Below are 20,395 nucleotides of genomic sequence, written 5' to 3' on the forward strand. Positions count from 1 at the left end.
CACCTTTCGTTCATAAACAAAGTGCCCGGACCTGTTTCTAGAAAATCAGTAACTCGTCCTCTTATTGTGCTCTGTTCATATTTGCTCATAAAAATAATTAGAGCCCTTACGCTCACAAGAAAAACGATGCCGATTCCGGATGGAAACGGCATCGTGTTTATCTGCTTTTCACGATCATATTGACTGCTTCCTGAATTGCATCGTCTGCGTTTTGGCCGCTTTCATGAGCATCACGAATGCATAATTCAAGATTTTGTGCCACAATTAAGCCGATTGAACGGTCCACAGCGGATCGGATGGCTGAGAGCTGTGTGACTACTTCACGACAGTCTTTTCCATCTTCCACCATTTTTATAACCCCGCGCACTTGTCCTTCAATGCGGCGCAGCCGGTTTTTCACATCGCGGTTGTACGTCTTCATCATCTATCGCTCCGTTCTAATCTCCTTTTTCATCTGCTGCAGTGAAATTTGTGTATAAATAGTATAGCATACCAACTAAAAAAACGCTTGCTGCAGCTGTTTTCCTTTTGAGGAAACAACTACCTCTTAATATATAGCATAAAGAAAAGCTTTCAATCCATACTAGGATTACAATCACATCGGGTCATTCCGGCAGACCGGACGATATAATCGCAGCGGTGCAACTCCGTTAGTACCCGGCCAACAAAAAAAAGGGAGATGAACAGTTATGCCAAACAACAACAGTTCTAACCAACTTGTCGCACCAGGAGCACAGCAAGCCATCGACCAAATGAAATACGAAATCGCTTCTGAATTCGGTGTACAGCTAGGTGCCGATTCTACGTCTCGCGCTAACGGTTCAGTCGGCGGCGAAATTACAAAACGCCTTGTTCAAATGGCCGAGCAGCAATTAAGCGGCTTCCAAAAGTAATCATCTGATTTATGATGGTCCGCCTCATGTTTTGAGGCGGGCCTTTTCATTTCTTTTTCTTATTCTTTTTTTCCGGCAGGTTAACCATTTTTACAGGATCAATCCATTGATTATATTGGTCTTCTGTAACATAGCCCGATGCAACTGCCGCTTCTTTAAGAGTTGTACCGTTTTTATGAGCAGATTTTGCAATACTTGCCGCTTTTTCATAGCCAATATGCGGATTTAATGCCGTCACCAGCATAAGAGACTGCTCCATTAATTCTTGAATACGTCCCGTATTGGCCTCAATTCCTGCTGCACAGCGCTCATTAAATGACGAAATAGCATCGGCTAATAAACGGATAGACTGCAGTGTATTATAAACGATGACCGGCTTAAAAACATTTAATTCAAAATTCCCCTGGCTGGCCGCAAAGCCAACCGCTGCATCATTTCCAAACACCTGCACTGCAGCCATCGTCAATGCTTCACTCTGGGTTGGATTTACCTTTCCGGGCATAATGGAGCTTCCCGGTTCATTCGCTGGAATTGTCAATTCCCCGATACCGCTTCTCGGCCCGCTTGCAAGCCACCTTACATCATTCGCAATTTTCATGGCATCAGCCGCCAGCGCTTTCAGTGCTCCATGAAAAAAAACAATTTCATCGTGGCTCGTAAGCGCATGAAATTTGTTGGGGGAGGAAATAAACGGCCAGCCAGTTTGTTTTTTTAATTGTTCCGCCGTTTTCTCACCAAAGGATGGATCAGCATTAATGCCAGTCCCGACTGCTGTTCCGCCGATTGCTAAATATAAAAGTTCCTGCTGGGCCTGGTCAATCAGTTTTTGTGAACGGGAAATCATATAGCGCCAGCCGGAAATTTCCTGTCCGAGCGATAAAGGTGTCGCATCCTGCAGGTGAGTCCGTCCAATTTTAATAATATCCATAAATTCTTTTTCTTTTTCCTTTAATGTTTTTTTAAAGCTTTTTAAAGCCGGCTTCAGGCGCTTTTCCGTTTCTTCATATAAAGCAATATGCATGGCTGTCGGAAATGTATCATTCGAACTTTGTGACATGTTTACATCATCATTCGGATGGATAAAGCTTTCTTTTCCGGCAATCTCAGAAGCGCGTCTGGCCACCACTTCATTTATATTCATATTAGACTGCGTTCCGCTTCCTGTCTGCCATACGGAAAGCGGGAAATGCTCAAACCCTACCTCTCCGCTTAAAATATCGTCACAGGCAGCAGAAATAGCGCTCATTTTCTTCTCTGGCAGCTTTCCAAGCTCTCCATTTACAATCGCCGCTGCTTTTTTAAGATGAGCAAATGCATAAATGATTTCTAAGGGGACTTTTTCTGTTCCAATCGGAAAATTTTCCAGGCTTCTTTGCGTCTGGGCTCCCCAATACTTGTCAGAAGGCACCTGCATTTCACCAATTGTGTCATGTTCAATCCGGAATTCCACTATGTATCCCTCCTTAAAATAGTCACTCCCTACACTTTTCCCGAATTTACTATCTTCATGCCGGAAAAACAAAAAAAGCGTTCCTGAACAGCGGAACGCTTCCCTGGTTACTCAATGAATCCCTCTTCTTTCAAAAATTCTTCTGCCACATCCTCATACTTTTTGCCGTCGATATCAACTCGCCGATTTAATTCCTGCATTCGTTCATCATCAATTTTTCCGGCGAGCATATTCAGTACTTCGTTAAGTTCAGGATGTTCTTCCAATACTTCTCCGCGCACAACGGGAATCGCATAGTAAGGCGGGAAAAATTGCTTATCGTCTTTCAATACTTTTAAATCGAAGGCCTGAATGCGTCCATCTGTCGTATAAGCATCCACAGCATCTACTTCATTATTTTTGATGGCGCTGTATATAATGCCGGTATCAAGTGTCTGGGTCGAAGCAAAATTAAGCCCATATACTTTTTGCAGGCCTGGATAACCATCCGCGCGTTCTAAAAATTCAGGTTCTGAACCGAAGCGCATATTTTTTGCGTATGATTGCAGCTGTGAAATTGTCTCAATCCCATATTTGTCTGCATCCGCCTGGCGGATTGTGACAGAATACGTATTATTAAAGCCGATCGGCTCAAGCAGCCGAAGGTTAAACTCTTCGTTAAACCGTTTCTTTGCATAATCGTACACTTCATCCGGGTCGTTACTGTTGATCTCTTCTTTTAAGTAGTTAAGCAAAATAGCGCCGGTATATTCAACAGATATATCGTAAGACCCATGCTTAAGCCCATCAAACACGCCCGCAGACCCACTGATAAAGGATTCGTACTTCACATTCAAATCTGTTTCTTCCTCGATAAGCTTTCCATAAACATGAACGAGGATTTCCTGCTCCGTAAAGGACTTGCCTGTAATTGTAACAGTATCATCCTCCTGGCCGCCGCTTACAAGCGGCCAGACCGCCATTCCGAGAAACAGCAAAGCTGCCGCACCGGCAATGGCCAGCGTCATTTGGCGGCTTCGTTTTCCTTTTTTCTGCAGAGCTTCCGTTGACGAATTGTATTCGATTCGCTTCAAAATAAAATCAAGAATAATTGCAATAAGTGCTGATGGAATTGCACCGGCTAATATGAGACCGGAATTATAGGTCTGGAGTCCACGGAAAATTAAATCCCCTAATCCGCCGGCACCGATTAAGCCCGCAATGGTGGCTACCCCGACAATAAGCACCGCAGCCGTCCGAACGCCTCCCATAATGACTTTCATGGCAAGCGGCAATTCTACCATCCACAGCACCTGCCGGCTGGTCATGCCCATTCCAATTCCGGCTTCAACTGTAGACCGATCAACTCCTGTAATTCCCAGGTATGTATTTCTCAGAACAGGCAGCAATCCATAAATTGTGAGCGCGATAATTGCCGGTGCTTTCCCAGTACCGATAAAAGGAACAAGAAAGACGAGCAAAGCCAGGCTGGGGATAGTTTGAAAAATAGATGTAATACCAATAATAGGCTCGGCAATTTTCTTATGGCGGGTCAAATAAATTCCGAGAGGCACCGATATGAGGATCGCAAGGCCAATAGAAATTAACGATAGATATAAATGTTCAACAATAAGCTGCCATATTTCAGCCCATCTGGTTTGAAACGCATTAGTTGTTTGAGCAATTAAATAAAATGTAAAAATAGGTCATCCCTTCTCCTTAGACAAATTGATTTGAAATATGACGGACAATGCTGGCACGGTTAATGATGCCCTGAACCCGGTTTTCTTCATCTGTTACCACAATAAAACTGAGCGGCGACTGATTGATCATCTCAAGTGCTGTTTCCGGGTCCTCCAGATGGTTCATAACCGGCACCTGTACTTTTTCTATATCATGCAGTGTAATGTCTTCATTTGCATATGATTTTTGCAAATCCCAAATGCCGACAACACCATGATAGCGCCGCTGATTATCAACAAGGATTAAGCTGTCGACACGCTTTTGACGCATTATTTTTAAAGCCGCTGCAATCCCTCTTTCAGGCAATGCAGTGATGGGTGCTGTCATTAGCGATTCCAGTGCGGGAAGCGTCATAGAATCCTGAATGCGGTCTTCGCCGATAAATTGGCGGACAAAGTCATTAGCCGGATGCCGGAGGATACGTTCTGGTGTATCGAGCTGTACGACTGCGCCATTTTGCATAATACAAATCCGATCGGCTATTTTTAACGCTTCATCCATGTCGTGGGTAACAAATACGATTGTTTTTTTGATTTCACTTTGCAGCCGGGCCAATTCGTCCTGAAGCTGCTCACGGCTGATGGGATCAAGTGCACTGAACGGTTCATCCATAAGAATAATATCAGGTTCCGCGGCCATTGCCCGGACTACGCCGATCCGCTGCTGCTGGCCTCCTGACAATTCAGCCGGGTACCGGTCACCAAATACAGATGGATCCAATCCTACAAGCTTCATCAGTTCATTTACTTTTTCTGAATATTCAGCTTCCTCCCATTTTTTCAGCTTTGGCACAAGGCCCACATTTTCTTTAATCGTCATATGCGGCATTAAACCAATTTGCTGAATGACATATCCGATATTCCTGCGCAGCTGCACGGGATTGATGTCAGCAATATTCTTCCCATCTATTTCAATGAAGCCGCTCGATGGATCGATCAGGCGGTTGATCATTTTCATAGTAGTTGTTTTCCCGCAGCCGCTGGGTCCGATTAAAACAAATAATTCCCCCGTTTCTATTTTTAAATTAATTTCTTTTAATGCTTCGAACCCATCCGGGTATTTTTTTGCTACTTTTTTAAACTCAATCAAAGCATACACCTCCTTTTTTTCCTTTTTCCTATTTCAATATAGTTAAAACATATAACTATAATTTTTTTGTAATTTTTATCTTACACGTTTAAGGTGCCATGTCTTAGGGAACTTTATACACAACAATCAATCGTACGAGGTGAATATTATGTTACGGACCATTTTAATGATTATTGGGGCAATCGTTGTAATCTCCTGGATCGTTTCCATGCTGTAAAGCGTAAAATAAAAAGGCTTTTCCTCTGCAGAGGAAAAGCCTTTTTATTTTAGCTGTATTGCTTTCCAAACACTTCTTCTTCATACTGGCGGATTTTCTTTTCTTCTGTTAGTGTGACGGAAATTTCATCCCAGCCATTTAACAGCATTTTTTTCCAGTATTGGTCAATATCAAAATGGGCAGTGAAGCCCTGGTCGTCTTTTACTGACTGCTCTTCAAGATTAATATGAAGCTTAAAGCCCGGCACAGATGCCCGGCCAAGCAGTGTTTCCACTTCCTCATCCGTCAGCTTCACAGCCAAAATGCCGTTTTTCACGCTGTTGTTGTAAAAGATATCGGCATAGCTCGGGGCGATAATAACACGGAACCCATAGTCCAATAAAGCCCACGGCGCATGCTCACGTGATGAGCCGCAGCCAAAATTTTCACCGGCGACTAAAATTTCGGCATCTGCAAATTTCGTATCATTTAAAATAAAATCTTCACGCTTATTTCCATCATCGTCAAAACGCCAGTTGTAAAAAACAAACTGGCCGAAGCCCTGTCGTTCAATACGCTTTAAAAATTGTTTTGGAATAATTTGATCAGTGTCAATATTTGCCCGGTTAATAGGGCAAACTGTTCCTGTAAATTGGTTAATCGGTTCCATAACGGCTCCCCTTCCTTATTGGTTCACGCCTGCTAATTCGCGTACATCTGTAAATCGGCCTGTGACAGCTGCCGCAGCTGCCATTGAAGGGCTGACAAGATGTGTACGGGCGCCGCTTCCCTGACGGCCTTCAAAGTTGCGGTTTGATGTAGAGGCACAGCGTTTACCCGGCGGCACCACATCATCATTCATTGCCAGACACATTGAGCAGCCTGACTCGCGCCATTCAAAGCCCGCTTCCGTAAAGATTTTATCGAGACCTTCTGCTTCAGCCTGCTGCTTTACTGTTTGTGAGCCCGGTACAACTATAGCTGTTACATGATCCTGTACTTTACGGCCTTTTGCCACTTCTGCAGCAGCCCGTAAATCGCTCAACCGGGAGTTTGTACAAGAACCGATAAAGACATAATCAACTGGAATTTCTGTTAATTTGGTTCCAGCCTCGAGACCCATATATTCAAGTGCAAGACGGACAGATTCTTTATCCGCTTCACGTTCAAATTGGTCTGGAGACGGAACATAGCCTGAAATGCCGCTGCCCATTGACGGGTTTGTTCCCCATGTCATTTGCGGTTCAATTTCACCTGCATCAATTTCAAGCGTTTTATCATACGCTGCGCCTTCGTCTGTTGCAAGAGCAAGCCAGCGTTTAGCCGCTTCTTCAAACTCTTCTCCCTGCGGCGCATAGCGGCGACCGCATAAGTATTCAACCGTGGTCATATCAGGGCTGACAAGACCTGCACGCGCACCTGCTTCAATTGACATATTGCAAATCGTCATACGCTGTTCCATGGTTAACGAGCGAATCGCTTCGCCTGTAAATTCCATAACATAGCCTGTCCCGGCATTGACGCCAAATTTTGCAATAACTGCCAAAATAATATCTTTCGCCTGAACGCCAAAGCCAAGCTTGCCATTTACTTTAATCTGTAATGTTTTCGGCTGCTTTTGCCAGATCGTCTGTGTAGCAAGCACATGCTCTACTTCACTTGTGCCAATCCCGAAGGCAAGAGCTCCAAATGCGCCATGAGTAGATGTGTGGCTGTCGCCGCAGACAATGGTTTTTCCTGGCTGTGTTAAACCAAGCTGTGGACCAATTACGTGAACAATCCCTTGATCCGGATGATCAATATCGGCTAATTCAATGCCGAACTCGCGGCAGTTTTGCTCAAGTGTCTGCATTTGTGTTTTTGAAATCGGATCACTGACAAAATGCCGGTTAATCGTCGGCACGTTATGATCCATCGTCGCGTATGTTAAATCAGGCCGTCTGACACGGCGCCCGTTCATGCGTAATCCTTCAAATGCCTGCGGCGACGTTACTTCATGGACAAGATGCAAATCAATGTAGAGCAGATCCGGCTTCCCTTCTTCTCTGCTTACAACATGGTTTTCCCAAATTTTTTCGATAACCGTTTTTTTCGTCATAGTACAGCCCCCCTCTTATGTGCATTTTGATAAAAAATGAGGACCCCGCCTTTCCCTGCGAATATTCGAGGGAAAGGTTGAATCCACATGACGTTTCTTTACATGTACACGACTTTATCCAAAGCAGACGCTGGCTTTTCATCCGTAATACGCTCTGTTACAAGCTCAATCATTTTATCGGTTCCAACAGCTGTGCTGCCTTCCATTTGCAAATCCGGCGTGCAGTAGCCGTCGTTTAAAACGGATTGCACAGCGCGCTCAATTGCTTCGCCTTCCTCACGCATATTAAGCGAGTATTTCAGCATAAGCGCTGTTGACAGAATCATTGCCAGCGGATTTGCCTTATTCTGACCCGCAATGTCCGGTGCGGAACCGTGAACCGGCTCGTAAAGTCCAAGGCCGCTTTCTGACAAACTTGCGGACGGCAGCATGCCAAGCGAACCGGTGATCATTGACGCTTCGTCGCTTAAAATATCCCCAAATAAGTTTTCTGTTACAATAACATCAAACTGCCCCGGGCTGGAGATCAATTTCATCGCTGCCGCGTCCACATACATGTGATCAACCATTACACCCGGATAATCGGCTGCTTTTTCATTCACAATTTCACGCCACATCCGGCTTGATTCAAGCACATTTGCTTTATCAACAGAGGTAAGGCGGCCGCCGCGTGCCTGTGCAAATTCAAAAGCTTTTACAACAATCCGCTCGATTTCCGAGCGTGTGTATTGAAGTGTATCCACAACAATTTCACTGTTTTCACCGCGGCGCTCACTTGGCTTTCCAAAATAAAGGCCGCCAGTCAGTTCACGAACGATCAGCATATTTACATTTCCGGCAATTTCAGGCTTTAGCGGAGAAGATTGCACCAGTTTTTGGAATGATGGAATCGGGCGCAGGTTAGCAAACAAGCCAAGTTCCTTTCGAATGGCAAGCAAGCCGCGCTCCGGGCGTTGTGCCGATGGCAGACTGTCCCATTTAGGACCTCCTACCGCACCGAGCAAAATTGCGTCACTTTCTCTGGCAAGTGCCAGTGTTGATTCTGGCAGCGGCGTCCCGTGCGAATCAATTGCGGCACCTCCAATATCAGCATATTCCATCTCAAATTCGTGTCCAAAGCGCTTGCCGACTGCTTCAAGAGCAGAAGCGGCGCCGGATGCGATTTCCCGGCCGATTCCATCACCCGGCAAAATAGCAATTTTCTTCTTCACGTAAATCCCTCCGTTGCTTGAAATAGCTTTATAAAATGAATTGATTGGTCTTAGTTTTTAACGCCTTCTGCTTTTTTGTTCTGCTTAATGAACGGCATTAGGGCACGAAGCTCTTTCCCTACCACTTCAAGCTGATGCTCGCTTTCACGGCGTGTGATCGCTGTGAACTCAGGACGGTTTAATTGATTTTCCTGCAGCCAGCCTTTCGCAAATTTACCTGTTTGAATATCAGTTAATACGTCTTTCATGCGTGCTTTTGTTTCAGCTGTGATAACACGCGGTCCTGATACATAGTCACCCCATTGCGCTGTGTCAGAGATAGAGTAGCGCATTCCCTCAAGGCCGCCTTCATACATAAGGTCTACGATCAATTTCAACTCGTGCAGGCACTCGAAGTAAGCAATTTCCGGCTGGTATCCAGCTTCTACAAGCGTTTCGAAACCGGCTTTTACAAGCTCAGCTGTACCGCCGCAAAGAACTGCCTGCTCACCGAACAAATCCGTTTCAGTTTCTTCACGGAATGTTGTTTCCAAAATACCTGCACGGCCTGCGCCAACTCCTTTTGCGTAAGCAAGAGCGATATCTTTCGCCTGGCCAGTGTAATCCTGATAGATTGCGAACAATGCCGGTACACCCGCACCCTGCTCATACGTACGGCGTACCAAGTGGCCAGGTCCTTTTGGTGCAGCAAGGAATACATCTACATTTTCAGGCGGTGTAATTTGATTGAAGTGAACGTTAAAGCCGTGTGCAAACGCAAGCGCATTTCCTTCTTGAAGCTCAGGCTCGATTTCTTCTTTGTATACTTTTGTTTGATATTCATCCGGAAGAAGGATCATGATGATATCAGCCGCCGCACTTGCTTCGCGCACTGTTTTTACATCAAATCCGTCAGCAGTTGCCTGGTCAAACGATTTTCCCGGGCGAAGACCTACTACTACGTTCACGCCGCTTTCACGAAGGTTTAATGCATGCGCATGCCCCTGGGAACCGTAACCGATGATGGCTACCGTTTTGTTTGCAAGTACCGCTTCGTTGATGTCACCGTTGTAATAAACTTTTGTCATTTTCTTCATCCTCCAAATACTTTTTTTGTTTTTTATTTTAATTTAAAATAGAAACCTGTTTTGATTCAGACACAAATCGCTGAGAACCACGCTTAATAGCTGTTTGGCCTGTGCGCGCCACTTCTTTAATGCCGTAAGGGCGCAGAAGCTCAATCATCGCTTCGATTTTCTCGAAGTTTCCGACAACTTGAATCGTGACGCTGTCCCGCGCAACATCAATAATCGTTGCACGGAACGGCTCGATGATTACGTTAATTTCAGCCCGTGTCTGCGGAGTGGTCATTACTTTGATTAAAGCAAGCTCTCGGGTAACAATCGCCTGCTCTGTAATATCATTTACTTTTAAAACGTCAATCTGCTTATTCAGCTGCTTGACAACCTGCTCTACCATCCGGTCATCATCTACATGAACAACAAATGTCATTTTGGATACACCGTCTGTTTCTGTTGCACCGACTGTAATGCTTTCAATATTAAACTGGCGGCGTGTAAATAATCCGGCAATCCGGTTTAAAACACCGCTCTGATTCAACACAGTTGCTGTTACAATTCTTCTCATTGCGGTTTCACTCCAATCATTTCATGAAGTCCTTTGCCTGGCGCGATCATCGGGTAAACCATTTCTCTCGATTTAATGCGGCAATCGATCAAAACAGGCTCATTATCTGTCAGCGTTTCACGCATTACTTTTTCTGCTTCTTCTTCTGTTGTAACAACATAACCGCGAAGCCCGTATGAATCAGCCAGCTTTACGAAGTCCGGCTGGACCGGAATCAATGATTGAGAATACCGCTCTTCGTAGAATGTTTCCTGCCACTGGCGTACCATGCCAAGTGCCTGGTTGTTATAAATAATAATTTTAACCGGCAGCTTCAATTCTGCAACAAGTCCAAGCTCCTGCAAAGTCATTTGGAAGCCTGCGTCACCGGCTACCGCCACGACTGTTTTATCCGGCTTTGCAATTTGCGCGCCAATAGCGGACGGGAAACCAAAGCCCATTGTGCCCAGGCCGCCTGATGTAACCCATTGATTCGGCTTATTAAATCCGTAATATTGTGCTGTCCACATTTGATGCTGGCCGACATCTGTTGTCACAACTGCATCGCCATCTGTGATGTCATGAATTAACCTCATCAGCGACTGTGGAGAAATGCCCTCGCCGCCTTCCGTATTCCAAAGCGGATAATCTTTTTTATCCTGTTCCAGCTTTTCACGCCATTCGTCTGCTTGCGGCGCTTCAAAATCAAGGCTGAGGATTTTTTTCAAGGCCTCCCGCGCATCGGCTACGATCGGAATATGTGTCGGCACGTTTTTGCCAATTTCCGCCGGATCAATGTCAATATGGGCAATTGTCGCATTCGGCGCGAAGTGAGCGAGATTGCCGGTTAAGCGGTCATCAAAGCGGGCACCGATATTAATAAGCAGGTCCGCTTCATAAAGAGCCGTATTGGCTGCATAAGTTCCATGCATGCCGCCCATTCCAAGGAATAAAGGGTGGCTGGCCGGGAAACCGCCAAGACCGAGCAATGTATTAACAACTGGAATTTGCATTTTTTCGACAAATTGAAGCAGTTCTTCAGATGCTTTTGCGAAAAGTACGCCTGCACCCGCTAAAATAACCGGCTTTTTCGCTTTGGCCAATGCACCGCGCAGCTTTTTCACCTGCAGGCTGTTCGGTTTAAAGTTTGGCTGATAGCCCGGTAAATTTAATTCATCGACAAATTCTGCACTTCCGACTGTCTGGGCAATGTCTTTTGGAATATCGATCAAGACAGGTCCCGGGCGTCCGGTTGTAGCAATGTGGAACGCTTCATGAACGATACGCGGAAGATCCTCCAGCGAACGAACCTGATAATTGTGTTTTGTAATTGGCATTGTAATTCCGATTACATCTGCTTCCTGAAACGCATCCGATCCAATCACGCCTGTTGCCACCTGGCCGGTGAACACAACAAGTGGAATCGAATCCATCATGGCATCCGTGATACCTGTTACAAGATTTGTCGCCCCAGGCCCCGATGTTGCAAGAACAACCCCCGGCTTACCGGAAACACGGGCATATCCTTCAGCTGCATGGATAGCAGCCTGCTCGTGGCGTGCAAGGATATGGCGAATCGGGTTTTTGTAGAGAGCATCATATAATGGAAGCACTGCACCGCCCGGGTAGCCGAACATAACCTCTACATTTTCATTTTTTAGTGTTTCAATAAATAAATCAGCACCGTTCATCGGTTCTGGTGTTTTTGCTGGCTGGTCGTCAAATTTCAATTCTGCTGCTTTCGCGTTTTGACTCATTATTATTCCCCTCCAAATAATGGTTTGTTTTCCGTATTGGCAAGAGATTCCTTCTTCACATTGGTATAAATACCCGGTTTAAAGCAAAAAGAAAAGCCTTTTCACGCCTGCGGCTGCCGAAACAGAAACGCAGGGGTGAAAAGACTTTGTTTCTTTCCACGGTACCACCCTGATTCACGAATTTTCTTGCAAAAATCCGCCTTATGAACCGATTATCGGCTCCTTTTGGTAACGGGTGGCCAACCACCCGGCTTTTCCTACTGGATGACGTTCAGAAAAGCACTCAGAGGGGATGTCGCGATTGGGTGCACTCCCGGCTCTCAGCTATAACCGGTTCTCTGTGAAATGCAGTCCCTATCACTTTTTCCTCGTCAACGTTTTATTATAGTATAAATTTCTTAATTAAATTTTCATAACACCGCCGGTATTGGCAGAGGTTACAAGCTTTGAATAACGGGCAAGCCAGCCTTTTTTAATTTTCGGCTCCGGCTGTACGAAATCCGCACGCCGTGCTGCCAGTTCTTCATCTGATAAATCTATGTTTAAGGTACGATTTGTTAAATCTATTTTTATTTTATCACCATTCTGGATGAATGCAATAGGTCCTCCTTCCGCTGCTTCAGGAGAAATATGACCGATTGAAATACCGCGTGAAGCACCCGAGAATCGTCCGTCAGTCATCAGTGCTACTTTGGTTGATAACCCCCGGCCTGCAATGGCTGAGGTTGGTGTCAGCATTTCCGGCATTCCCGGTCCGCCTTTTGGCCCTTCATAACGGATGACTACTACATGTCCTTCTCTAACTGTTCCATTGTTGATATTTTCAATTGCTTCATCCTGTGAATCAAATACAATTGCCTCACCATCAAATGTTTTAATAGATGGATCAACCGCTCCAACTTTGATAACACCGCCAAACGGAGCAATGTTTCCATACAGGATGGACAAGCCGCCTACAGGGCTGTATGGATTTTCTTTCGTACGGATAACATCCGTGTTGGTAATATGGGCATCTTTTACGTTTTCATAAACAGATTTGCCGGTGATCGTAATCCGGTCTCCGTCGATGCCATTTTCAAGTTCACACAGCTCACGTATAATCGCACTGATTCCGCCGGCTTTGTTTACATCATCCATCGTGTAATCTGATGCCGGGCTTATTTTTGCCAGATATGGAATTCGATTGGCTACCTGGTTAATACGATTTAAATCATACTCAATTTCTGCTTCGTTTGCAATGGCTAATGTATGAAGAACTGTGTTTGTTGATCCGCCCATTGCCATATCAAGTGCAAACGCATCATCAATCGCCCTTTCTGTCACAATATCGCGCGGCTTCAGGTCGTTTTCAATGGCACTCATCAAATATCCGACCGCTTCTTTAATCAAGCGATGGCGTTCAGGGCTTGTCGCAACGATTGTCGCATTTCCCGGCGGCGTTAAGCCAAGCATCTCCATTAACGAGTTCATGGAGTTGGCTGTAAACATGCCTGAGCAAGACCCGCAGGTCGGACAAGCATTCGATTCGATATCAAGCAGCTCTTCTGCCGACATTTTTCCGGATAAATGAGCTCCGACACCTTCAAAAACAGAAGTCAGGGTTAACGGCTTGCCTGTAGATGAAACGCCGCCTTCCATCGGGCCGCCTGATACAAATACGGCCGGCACATTCGTCCGCACAGCAGCCATGAGCATCCCTGGCGTAATTTTGTCACAGTTTGGAATGTAGAATACTCCATCAAACCAGTGTGCATTGATCACCGTTTCTGCCGAATCTGCAATCAGCTCCCGGCTTGGAAGAGAGTAACGCATTCCAATGTGTCCCATAGCGATTCCGTCATCAACACCGATTGTATTGAATTCGAATGGAACTCCTCCTGCTTCGCGAATTTCCTTTTTAACAACTTCTGCAAATTTATTAAGGTGAACGTGTCCTGGTATAATATCTATATAGGAATTGCAAACGCCGATAAAGGGTTTATGCAAATCTGCTGTTTTTACACCTGCTGCATATAATAAACTGCGGTGCGGAGCACGTTCCACTCCTTTTTTAATCATATCACTGCGCATTGTATCTCCTCCAAGATGACTCGCCTTTCAAAATGCCCATCGAATCTTTTAAAATTGTATATTAAGTCTGAAAATTATATTTTTATTGTGGTCAATGATACCCCTCTTTCCAGGTTTGGTCAACACCTTTTCTGTCAAATTTTCTGACAAGAATAAATTATTTTTCAAGTGTAAAATCAGCAACCGCTTCCATACCTATCAAAATAAAAAGCTGGATGCTTCTGCATCCAGCTTTTCTTTAAAACCATTCATTCCATTTTTCCACAATTCCGTCGTACCAGTGTTGCTCTACCGGCTCCGCCTGGCCGTCTATCGCATTTACATCGAATGATGCCTCACCGATATAAGGAAGAATCTCCTCGACTATTTCTCCAAACAGCGGCACTGCTCCTTCTGAACTGTTGCTCGTTAAATAATTTGTTTTGCTTACTTCTTCTACGCCAACCCAGACTGCTCCTACAAGGTTGGGTGTATATCCAACAAACCATTGATCCTCTGTTCCTTCAATACCTTCGATAGGAACCTGTGTAGAGCCGGTTTTGCCGGCAATATCAACACCCTCTACCTGTGCCCTTTCGCCAGAACCCCGCTCTACCACGCCAAGAAGCATGGAAGTCATTTTATCCGTTATTTCTTTTGAGGTGACTTGTACTTCTTCCGGCTTCCATTCAGGCTTTACTTCTCCTTCAGGCCCGACAATTTTTTGAATAAAAAAAGCATCTTTCCGAACGCCGTCATTAGAAAAAGCGGAGTAGGCTTCTGCCATTTGAAGCGGCGATACGCCCGGCGTTATGTCTCCAAGCGCCATTCCCAGCTTAGCATTTTCCACTTCCAGGCCAAACCGTTTCAGGGCATTTACTCCTTTTGATACGCCAATTTGGTCAAGAAGCCAGACAGCAGGAATATTTGCCGACTTTTCAATTGCCCGGTACATAGGAAGTTCCCCTTCATATGTTCCTCCATAATTAGATGGTGAATACGGGCGTTCTCCTTCACCAAATGACATTTTCTCATCCACCAGCATATCTGTCGGTTCATATCCTTCTTCAAGGGCCGGAGTATAAACTGCAAGCGGCTTAATGGATGAACCCGGTGACTTTTTCATTTGCGTTGCAAAGCTGAAGCCGCGAAATACATGCTCACCCCGCCGGCCAATAATGCCTAAAACCCCGCCTGTTTTTGGATCCATTAGCACAGCAGCGCTTTGAGAATCTTCTCCATTTATGGTTTTTGGGAAAGTGGAGCTGTTCCCGTAAACAGCTTCTAGTCCAGCCTGTATATCCTGATCCATTGATGTATAAATATTATATCCCTGGGTCAGCAAATCATCCTGCGTTAAACCAAAACGTGATATAGCTTCATTTATAACGGCATCCGAATAATGAGCGAACTTGCCTTTTAATGGGTCGCCGCTTGTATCTTTTAATGCAACCTCTGTATTCGCGGTTTCAGCCGCTTCGCTTTCGGATATATATCCGTACTTTACCATTTGGTTTAACACAACTTTTCGCCGATCGAGCGCATTATCCATATGATCAATTGGATTGTACCGGGACGGTGCTTTTACCATGCCCGCAAGCATGGATGATTCGGCAAGAGTTAATTCCGATACATCTTTGCCAAAGTATTTCTTCGACGCATTTTGAATGCCCCATACCTCGTTTCCAAAATAGCTTGTATTCAAATACATTTCGAGGATTTCTTCTTTCTTGTATACCTTTTCTATCTCAATAGCAAGGAACAGCTCTTCTATTTTACGTCGGTACGTTTTTTCAGGAGACAGCAAGGCATTTTTAGTCAGCTGCTGGGTAAGTGTACTTGCCCCCTGTACCCGTGAACCTGCCATAATATTCGTGAATACGGCACGAAAAATCCCTTTTATGTCAAATCCTCCATGCTCATAAAACCGATTGTCTTCAACGGCAACAATCGCTTCCTGCATATGCTCCGGAATTTTCTCAATAGAAACACTGTCCGTCCGGTTAGCAGAAAGCTTACTTGCTTTTTCCCCATTCCGGTCATAAATAATGGTGGATTGCGACAGCCCCTGTTTTAACGTTTCAACATCAGCAGACTTCATAAAATAAAATCCAGCGCCAAGTCCTGCCAAAACCACGACCGCTGCAAGCAAAATAACGATTTGGGTCATGTGAAATTTTCGCCACAGGGTCTTGATAATTCGAATGACTACTTTCATTATGTTTGTTCCCTTCTTCATAAATACATGCGGCCTTTTCTCATTTTAAGCACATTTCAGCAAATTGCAACGAATATGAATAAAAATCCGCATATCTTCTTATACGAATCAAGCATGAAAAAGTTGCACAGCTTTGTTTTTTAGCAATAGAGATCATTTTCTTATTAGCATGCAATTAATCACTGCCCGCTTACCAAAAAGGCTTCCACTCGAAACCATAAAAAAATGAGCCGCGGATGTGCCCGCTGCTCATTTATTTTGAATCCTTTTTCTTTTGCTCTTCGGCGTCATCATCCATCACATTCTTCATTCCCCGCTTAAATTCATGCAGCGTCTGTCCGGCTGCGCGTCCAAGCTGCGGCAATTTCTTCGGTCCAAATAACAACAAGGCGACAATTAAAATAATGGCAACTTCGCCAAATCCGAGATTCATGATGCCTGGCCCCTTTTCTTTTTATGTGCCTTCTCATTATAATCGAAAACTATTTGTTTGAACATAAAAAAAGAAGCAGGCCTGAACCTGCTTCTTTTTGCACTGCTTATGCTTCCGTCCGCTGCTGTTTAATCGTTTTGTTTTTCTCTGATTCGCCGACAAACAGCGCGCATGCAGCATCCCCGGTAATATTAACAGCTGTACGCGTCATATCCAGGAGACGGTCAATTCCAATAATTAACCCGATCCCTTCAACCGGAAGGCCTACACTGCCAAGTACCATGGCAAGCATAATCAGGCCGACGCCCGGCACGCCTGCTGTTCCGATACTGGCAAGAACCGCTGTAAGAACCACGGTAGCCAGCTCCCCCATTGTCAGGTCAATTCCATATGCCTGGGCGATAAACATTGTTGCCACACCCTGCATAATAGCGGTGCCGTCCATATTGATTGTGGCACCAAGCGGCTGAACAAATGAACTGATCGGCTCCGGCACTTTCAAGTCTCTCTGGGCTACTTCCATCGAAACAGGGAGCGTTGCATTACTGCTTGATGTACTGAATGCCACACCCATTGCCGGCGCAAACTTTTTGAAAAACCAAATCGGGCTCTTTTTTGCGAGAAAAGCGACGGTTCCGCCGTAGGTTACAACACCGTGGATAAAAAGGGCAGCTAAGACAACAAGCATATAAGAGCCCATTGCAAGAATCGCATCCCAGCCCTGTGTTCCAATGGCTGTCGCAATCAAGCCAAATGTGCCGTACGGAGCAAATTTCATTACGAGACCAACAAGATACATCATAATTTCGTTGCCCTGTTCAACTAATTGATAAATACCCTTTGTTTTCTCACCAAGCGCCGTTAACGCCAGGCCGATAAAAACAGCAAAAACAATCAGCTGAAGCATATTTCCTTCGGCCATTGCGTTAATTGGATTTTTCGGAATAATATTCATTAATGTTTCACTGACTGGCGGAGCTTCTTCAGCTGAAAACTCGGCACCCGCTGTATCGAATTCACCCGCTGATCCCGGCTGAACAACTGCTGCCAGTGCTAAGCCAATCACAATAGCAATAGATGTTGTAATCAGGAAATAAAGCACGGTTTTCACGCCAATGCGTCCAAGTTTTTTAGGATCACCAAGACCCGCCGAACCAAGAACAATGGAAAAGAAAACAAGCGGCACAACGAGCATGCTGATTAAGCTTAAGAAAATTTGTCCAATCGGAACAAATAAGTATGTGTTTAAAACATCAAAAACATCTGGTGCAGCTACATTCAGCACGAGGCCTGCTACCGCTCCGAGAATAAGTGCTGCAATAATTTTTGTTGTTAATGACATTTTTTTCATTCAGTTTCCCCCTTTACTATCTAACAAACACATACCGTCTATCTTAATAGATTAAGTGAAAAATAACAAAGTAATTTTTTAAATGTAAATTACCACTTTTCTTAAAAAAATAAACAAAAATTTTTAAAGCTGCTTTTATAAAAGAATATAATAATTAACCTGACATAATAAAAGGGCCATAAGAACCGCATAAATAGGTTTTTCTGCTTATAATTATTTTCCGCTTAAAGCTTAAGTCAATAAAAACGGGGTATAAAAAAGACTATAACCACCATGCTAAAGGGGTCAGCAGCTATGAAAAACAAAACGATTTTATTCCTGTCGCCGTTTCATCATTTAAGCATGATGGCTGAAGGATGGGCAGCACGATTAAATGCTCCTTCCTGGAATGTCATAAGCGCTGCCTGCAAAAAGGCAGAGGATGATTCCCTTCCTGTGGAAGCGATGAAAGAGGTTAATATTGACATCGAGAGCAAAACTCCTCGTTCACTCAAGCCACAGCTTATGAAAGAAGCTGATATTGTGGTTGCCATCTACGATTTTCAGCGTGACAGTTTACCAGCCCTGCCAGATGAACCAGGACGCAAGGTATTACGCTGGAATATCTTAAATCCTATACATTGCGAGCAGCTAACCGAACGATGGGCTGCTTATCAGGAAGTATGCGATGAACTCGCTGTAAAAATGCAGGAACTCAACAAACAACTTATTTAATTTTCTGCCTTTGCTTATTTAACAGCGAAGGCATTTTTTTGAAACTAAACCGGCGCCAACTTCGTATGATCAAGTCAGAGAGGCAGGGATCAGGAAAATGGAAACAAAAGAAACTCTTATGGAGCAGCTGCAAACAATTGAGAAATGGGAAAAGGATCAAAAAGGATTATGGATATGGGATCGTGCGGCACGCCTTCCTTTCGCTGTCCTTGATAAAATAACCCCTTCTTTTATTCAAAATAAAATCAGTTCATTGCTCGATGAGCTTGGTTATTACCTCCAAAGCGGCGGAAAATATTTAACGAAGCAAAACAGTATTTTAAAAAAGCTGGAACGGAATGCCGAAATACCAGTCCATACCATTGAGGATGTGAAAAGCCTTCCTCTTTCCGCCATGGACCAGACTGCTTTATCTATCCAAAAATCATATGCAGGCGCGGCAACCGTTCAAGGAGCGACAACTGGCATTGGCGGCATTTTTACACTGGCAGCCGACATTCCTGCCACACTGGCCATTTCGCTTAAAACATTGCAGGAAATTGCCGTTGCCTATGGATATGACCCCAGCGAGCGGGAAGAACGAATTTTCATTATAAAATGCCTTCAATTTTCTTCCTCAGACATTGTGGGCAAGCGGGCCATTTTAAAAGAAATTTCGGATTATGCCAGCCGCGGCAGCAGCAAGGAAATGATTTCCCAAATGCAGGGCTGGCGGGAAGTAGTTCTTTCTTACAGGGATCAGTATAGTTTAAAAAAGCTGTTCCGCCTGGTACCGGTTGTCGGCATCGTTTTCGGGGCGATTTCCAACCGTTCAACGATTGAAGACCTGGCGGAAACGGCCATAATGCTTTATAAAAAGCGCCGTATTTTAGAAAGGCTGGCTGCCGCCGGCCAAATAGAAGAAGCCGAACCAGATATCCGCTAATGCGGGGCATCTGGTTCGGTTTCCTGTGTAAGCTTTTCAATTACCTGGCGGTTTCCATATACATAGAGCTTGTCACCCGCTTCGATTGTTTCTTCTGCTAAATCCTCGCGTATGTTGACTTCCCCTCGTTTGATAAACAATAAATTTGCATCCTGTCCCTGTTCAAATACATTTTTGACCTTTTCTCCATCCAGCCGGGTATTTTCATCGACGACAATGTCGGTCACAAGGTCATCTTCATTTAAAAAAAGCGCTTCTTTTATCGGAAGCTCAGAGATATCAAGATTTTTTTTCATTTCATATTGAAACCGGTGCTCCAAATGCTTTTTGGTCAGCGGTGTTTTTCCAACAATGAAAATAACAAACAGTACACCGCTGATAACCATAAGTTCCGTTAAACGCAGATCGTCAGATAAAATATTGCTGATAGCTGAAATAATAACAGCCAGTGAAAAAGCGCCGAATAAAATAAGAAACATGCTAATGCGCCGCCGTACTGGATGGTCGATGATCAGCTGTGATTCATCGGTCGTAAACCCCGTTCCCGTCAGCATAGAAATGGCCTGATAGCGCGCTACTTCTTTTTCAAGTCCGGTAAGCACAAAGGCAATAACAGATATTTCAATAACAAGCACAACAATCAGCAAATAAAGAAAAATAAAAACAAAGCCCATGTTTTGCCCT

The 20,395-nt window shown here is 44.6% G+C and carries 18 protein-coding genes; 3 read left to right on the forward strand and 15 right to left on the reverse strand.

The genetic code is table 11. The annotated features are described in order from the left end of the window. Nucleotides 1-157 precede the first annotated feature (157 nt). The gene (locus tag VP98_RS11120; protein ID WP_046175513.1) at nt 158-421 is read right to left on the reverse strand and encodes a metal-sensitive transcriptional regulator; all 264 of its coding nucleotides are present in this window, start codon (nt 419-421) and stop codon (nt 158-160) included. A 268-nt stretch (nt 422-689) separates the two neighbouring features. Between VP98_RS11120 and VP98_RS11125 the strand changes: the two genes are divergently transcribed. After that, entirely contained in the window at nt 690-893 is a 204-nt protein-coding gene (locus tag VP98_RS11125; protein ID WP_046175420.1) for an alpha/beta-type small acid-soluble spore protein, read from the forward strand. 46 nt (nt 894-939) lie between these two features. Here VP98_RS11125 and fumC read toward each other — a convergent pair whose 3' ends face one another. From fumC to VP98_RS11195, 13 genes are all read right to left on the reverse strand, one after another. Continuing rightward, nucleotides 940-2,343: a class II fumarate hydratase gene (gene fumC / locus VP98_RS11130; RefSeq protein WP_046175421.1), complete on the reverse strand. Its 1,404-nt coding sequence runs from the start codon at nt 2,341-2,343 to the stop codon at nt 940-942. Nucleotides 2,344-2,450: 107 nt separating this feature from the next. Next, complete coding sequence (locus tag VP98_RS19340) at nt 2,451-3,878, reverse strand: glycine betaine ABC transporter substrate-binding protein (protein WP_407919214.1); 1,428 nt, start codon at nt 3,876-3,878, stop codon at nt 2,451-2,453. 163 nt (nt 3,879-4,041) lie between these two features. Next, nucleotides 4,042-5,154 (reverse strand): ABC transporter ATP-binding protein, encoded by a 1,113-nt coding sequence (locus VP98_RS11140; protein ID WP_046175423.1) that lies wholly within the window; start codon nt 5,152-5,154, stop codon nt 4,042-4,044. Between the two features lie 266 nt (nt 5,155-5,420). Beyond that, the gene (gene leuD / locus VP98_RS11145; RefSeq protein WP_046175424.1) at nt 5,421-6,020 is read right to left on the reverse strand and encodes a 3-isopropylmalate dehydratase small subunit; all 600 of its coding nucleotides are present in this window, start codon (nt 6,018-6,020) and stop codon (nt 5,421-5,423) included. Nucleotides 6,021-6,035: 15 nt separating this feature from the next. Next, nucleotides 6,036-7,448, reverse strand: coding sequence for a 3-isopropylmalate dehydratase large subunit (gene leuC / locus VP98_RS11150; protein ID WP_046175425.1), 1,413 nt, complete (start codon nt 7,446-7,448; stop codon nt 6,036-6,038). Nucleotides 7,449-7,546: 98 nt separating this feature from the next. Further along, nucleotides 7,547-8,659, reverse strand: coding sequence for a 3-isopropylmalate dehydrogenase (leuB, locus tag VP98_RS11155; RefSeq protein WP_046175426.1), 1,113 nt, complete (start codon nt 8,657-8,659; stop codon nt 7,547-7,549). A 50-nt stretch (nt 8,660-8,709) separates the two neighbouring features. Then, entirely contained in the window at nt 8,710-9,726 is a 1,017-nt protein-coding gene (gene ilvC, locus VP98_RS11160) for a ketol-acid reductoisomerase (RefSeq protein ID WP_046175427.1), read from the reverse strand. 37 nt (nt 9,727-9,763) lie between these two features. Beyond that, nucleotides 9,764-10,285, reverse strand: coding sequence for an acetolactate synthase small subunit (gene ilvN / locus VP98_RS11165; protein WP_046175428.1), 522 nt, complete (start codon nt 10,283-10,285; stop codon nt 9,764-9,766). Beyond that, nucleotides 10,282-12,021: an acetolactate synthase large subunit gene (gene ilvB / locus VP98_RS11170; protein ID WP_082087916.1), complete on the reverse strand. Its 1,740-nt coding sequence runs from the start codon at nt 12,019-12,021 to the stop codon at nt 10,282-10,284. The genes ilvN and ilvB overlap by 4 nt, the downstream gene beginning before the upstream one ends. A gap of 402 nt (nt 12,022-12,423) precedes the next feature. After that, nucleotides 12,424-14,091, reverse strand: a complete 1,668-nt coding sequence (ilvD, locus tag VP98_RS11180; protein ID WP_046175430.1) for a dihydroxy-acid dehydratase — start codon at nt 14,089-14,091, stop codon at nt 12,424-12,426. Nucleotides 14,092-14,329: 238 nt separating this feature from the next. Beyond that, nucleotides 14,330-16,240, reverse strand: a complete 1,911-nt coding sequence (locus VP98_RS11185) for a transglycosylase domain-containing protein (RefSeq protein WP_231584160.1) — start codon at nt 16,238-16,240, stop codon at nt 14,330-14,332. Between the two features lie 301 nt (nt 16,241-16,541). Then, entirely contained in the window at nt 16,542-16,721 is a 180-nt protein-coding gene (locus tag VP98_RS11190; RefSeq protein WP_046175432.1) for a twin-arginine translocase TatA/TatE family subunit, read from the reverse strand. Between the two features lie 106 nt (nt 16,722-16,827). After that, complete coding sequence (locus VP98_RS11195) at nt 16,828-18,063, reverse strand: dicarboxylate/amino acid:cation symporter (RefSeq protein ID WP_046175515.1); 1,236 nt, start codon at nt 18,061-18,063, stop codon at nt 16,828-16,830. A gap of 303 nt (nt 18,064-18,366) precedes the next feature. Here VP98_RS11195 and VP98_RS11200 point away from each other — a divergent pair, with 303 nt between their 5' ends. Further along, nucleotides 18,367-18,786, forward strand: a complete 420-nt coding sequence (locus VP98_RS11200) for an arsenate reductase/protein-tyrosine-phosphatase family protein (RefSeq protein WP_046175433.1) — start codon at nt 18,367-18,369, stop codon at nt 18,784-18,786. Nucleotides 18,787-18,883: 97 nt separating this feature from the next. Next, nucleotides 18,884-19,711 (forward strand): EcsC family protein, encoded by an 828-nt coding sequence (locus VP98_RS11205; RefSeq protein WP_046175434.1) that lies wholly within the window; start codon nt 18,884-18,886, stop codon nt 19,709-19,711. Here VP98_RS11205 and VP98_RS11210 read toward each other — a convergent pair. Further along, entirely contained in the window at nt 19,708-20,385 is a 678-nt protein-coding gene (locus tag VP98_RS11210) for a TrkA C-terminal domain-containing protein (protein ID WP_046175435.1), read from the reverse strand. The two genes, VP98_RS11205 and VP98_RS11210, sit on opposite strands and share 4 nt — an antisense overlap. Nucleotides 20,386-20,395 lie beyond the last annotated feature (10 nt).

The sequence above is a fragment of the Domibacillus indicus genome (genome assembly GCF_000970685.1).
Lineage (GTDB): Bacteria > Bacillota > Bacilli > Bacillales > Domibacillaceae > Domibacillus > Domibacillus indicus.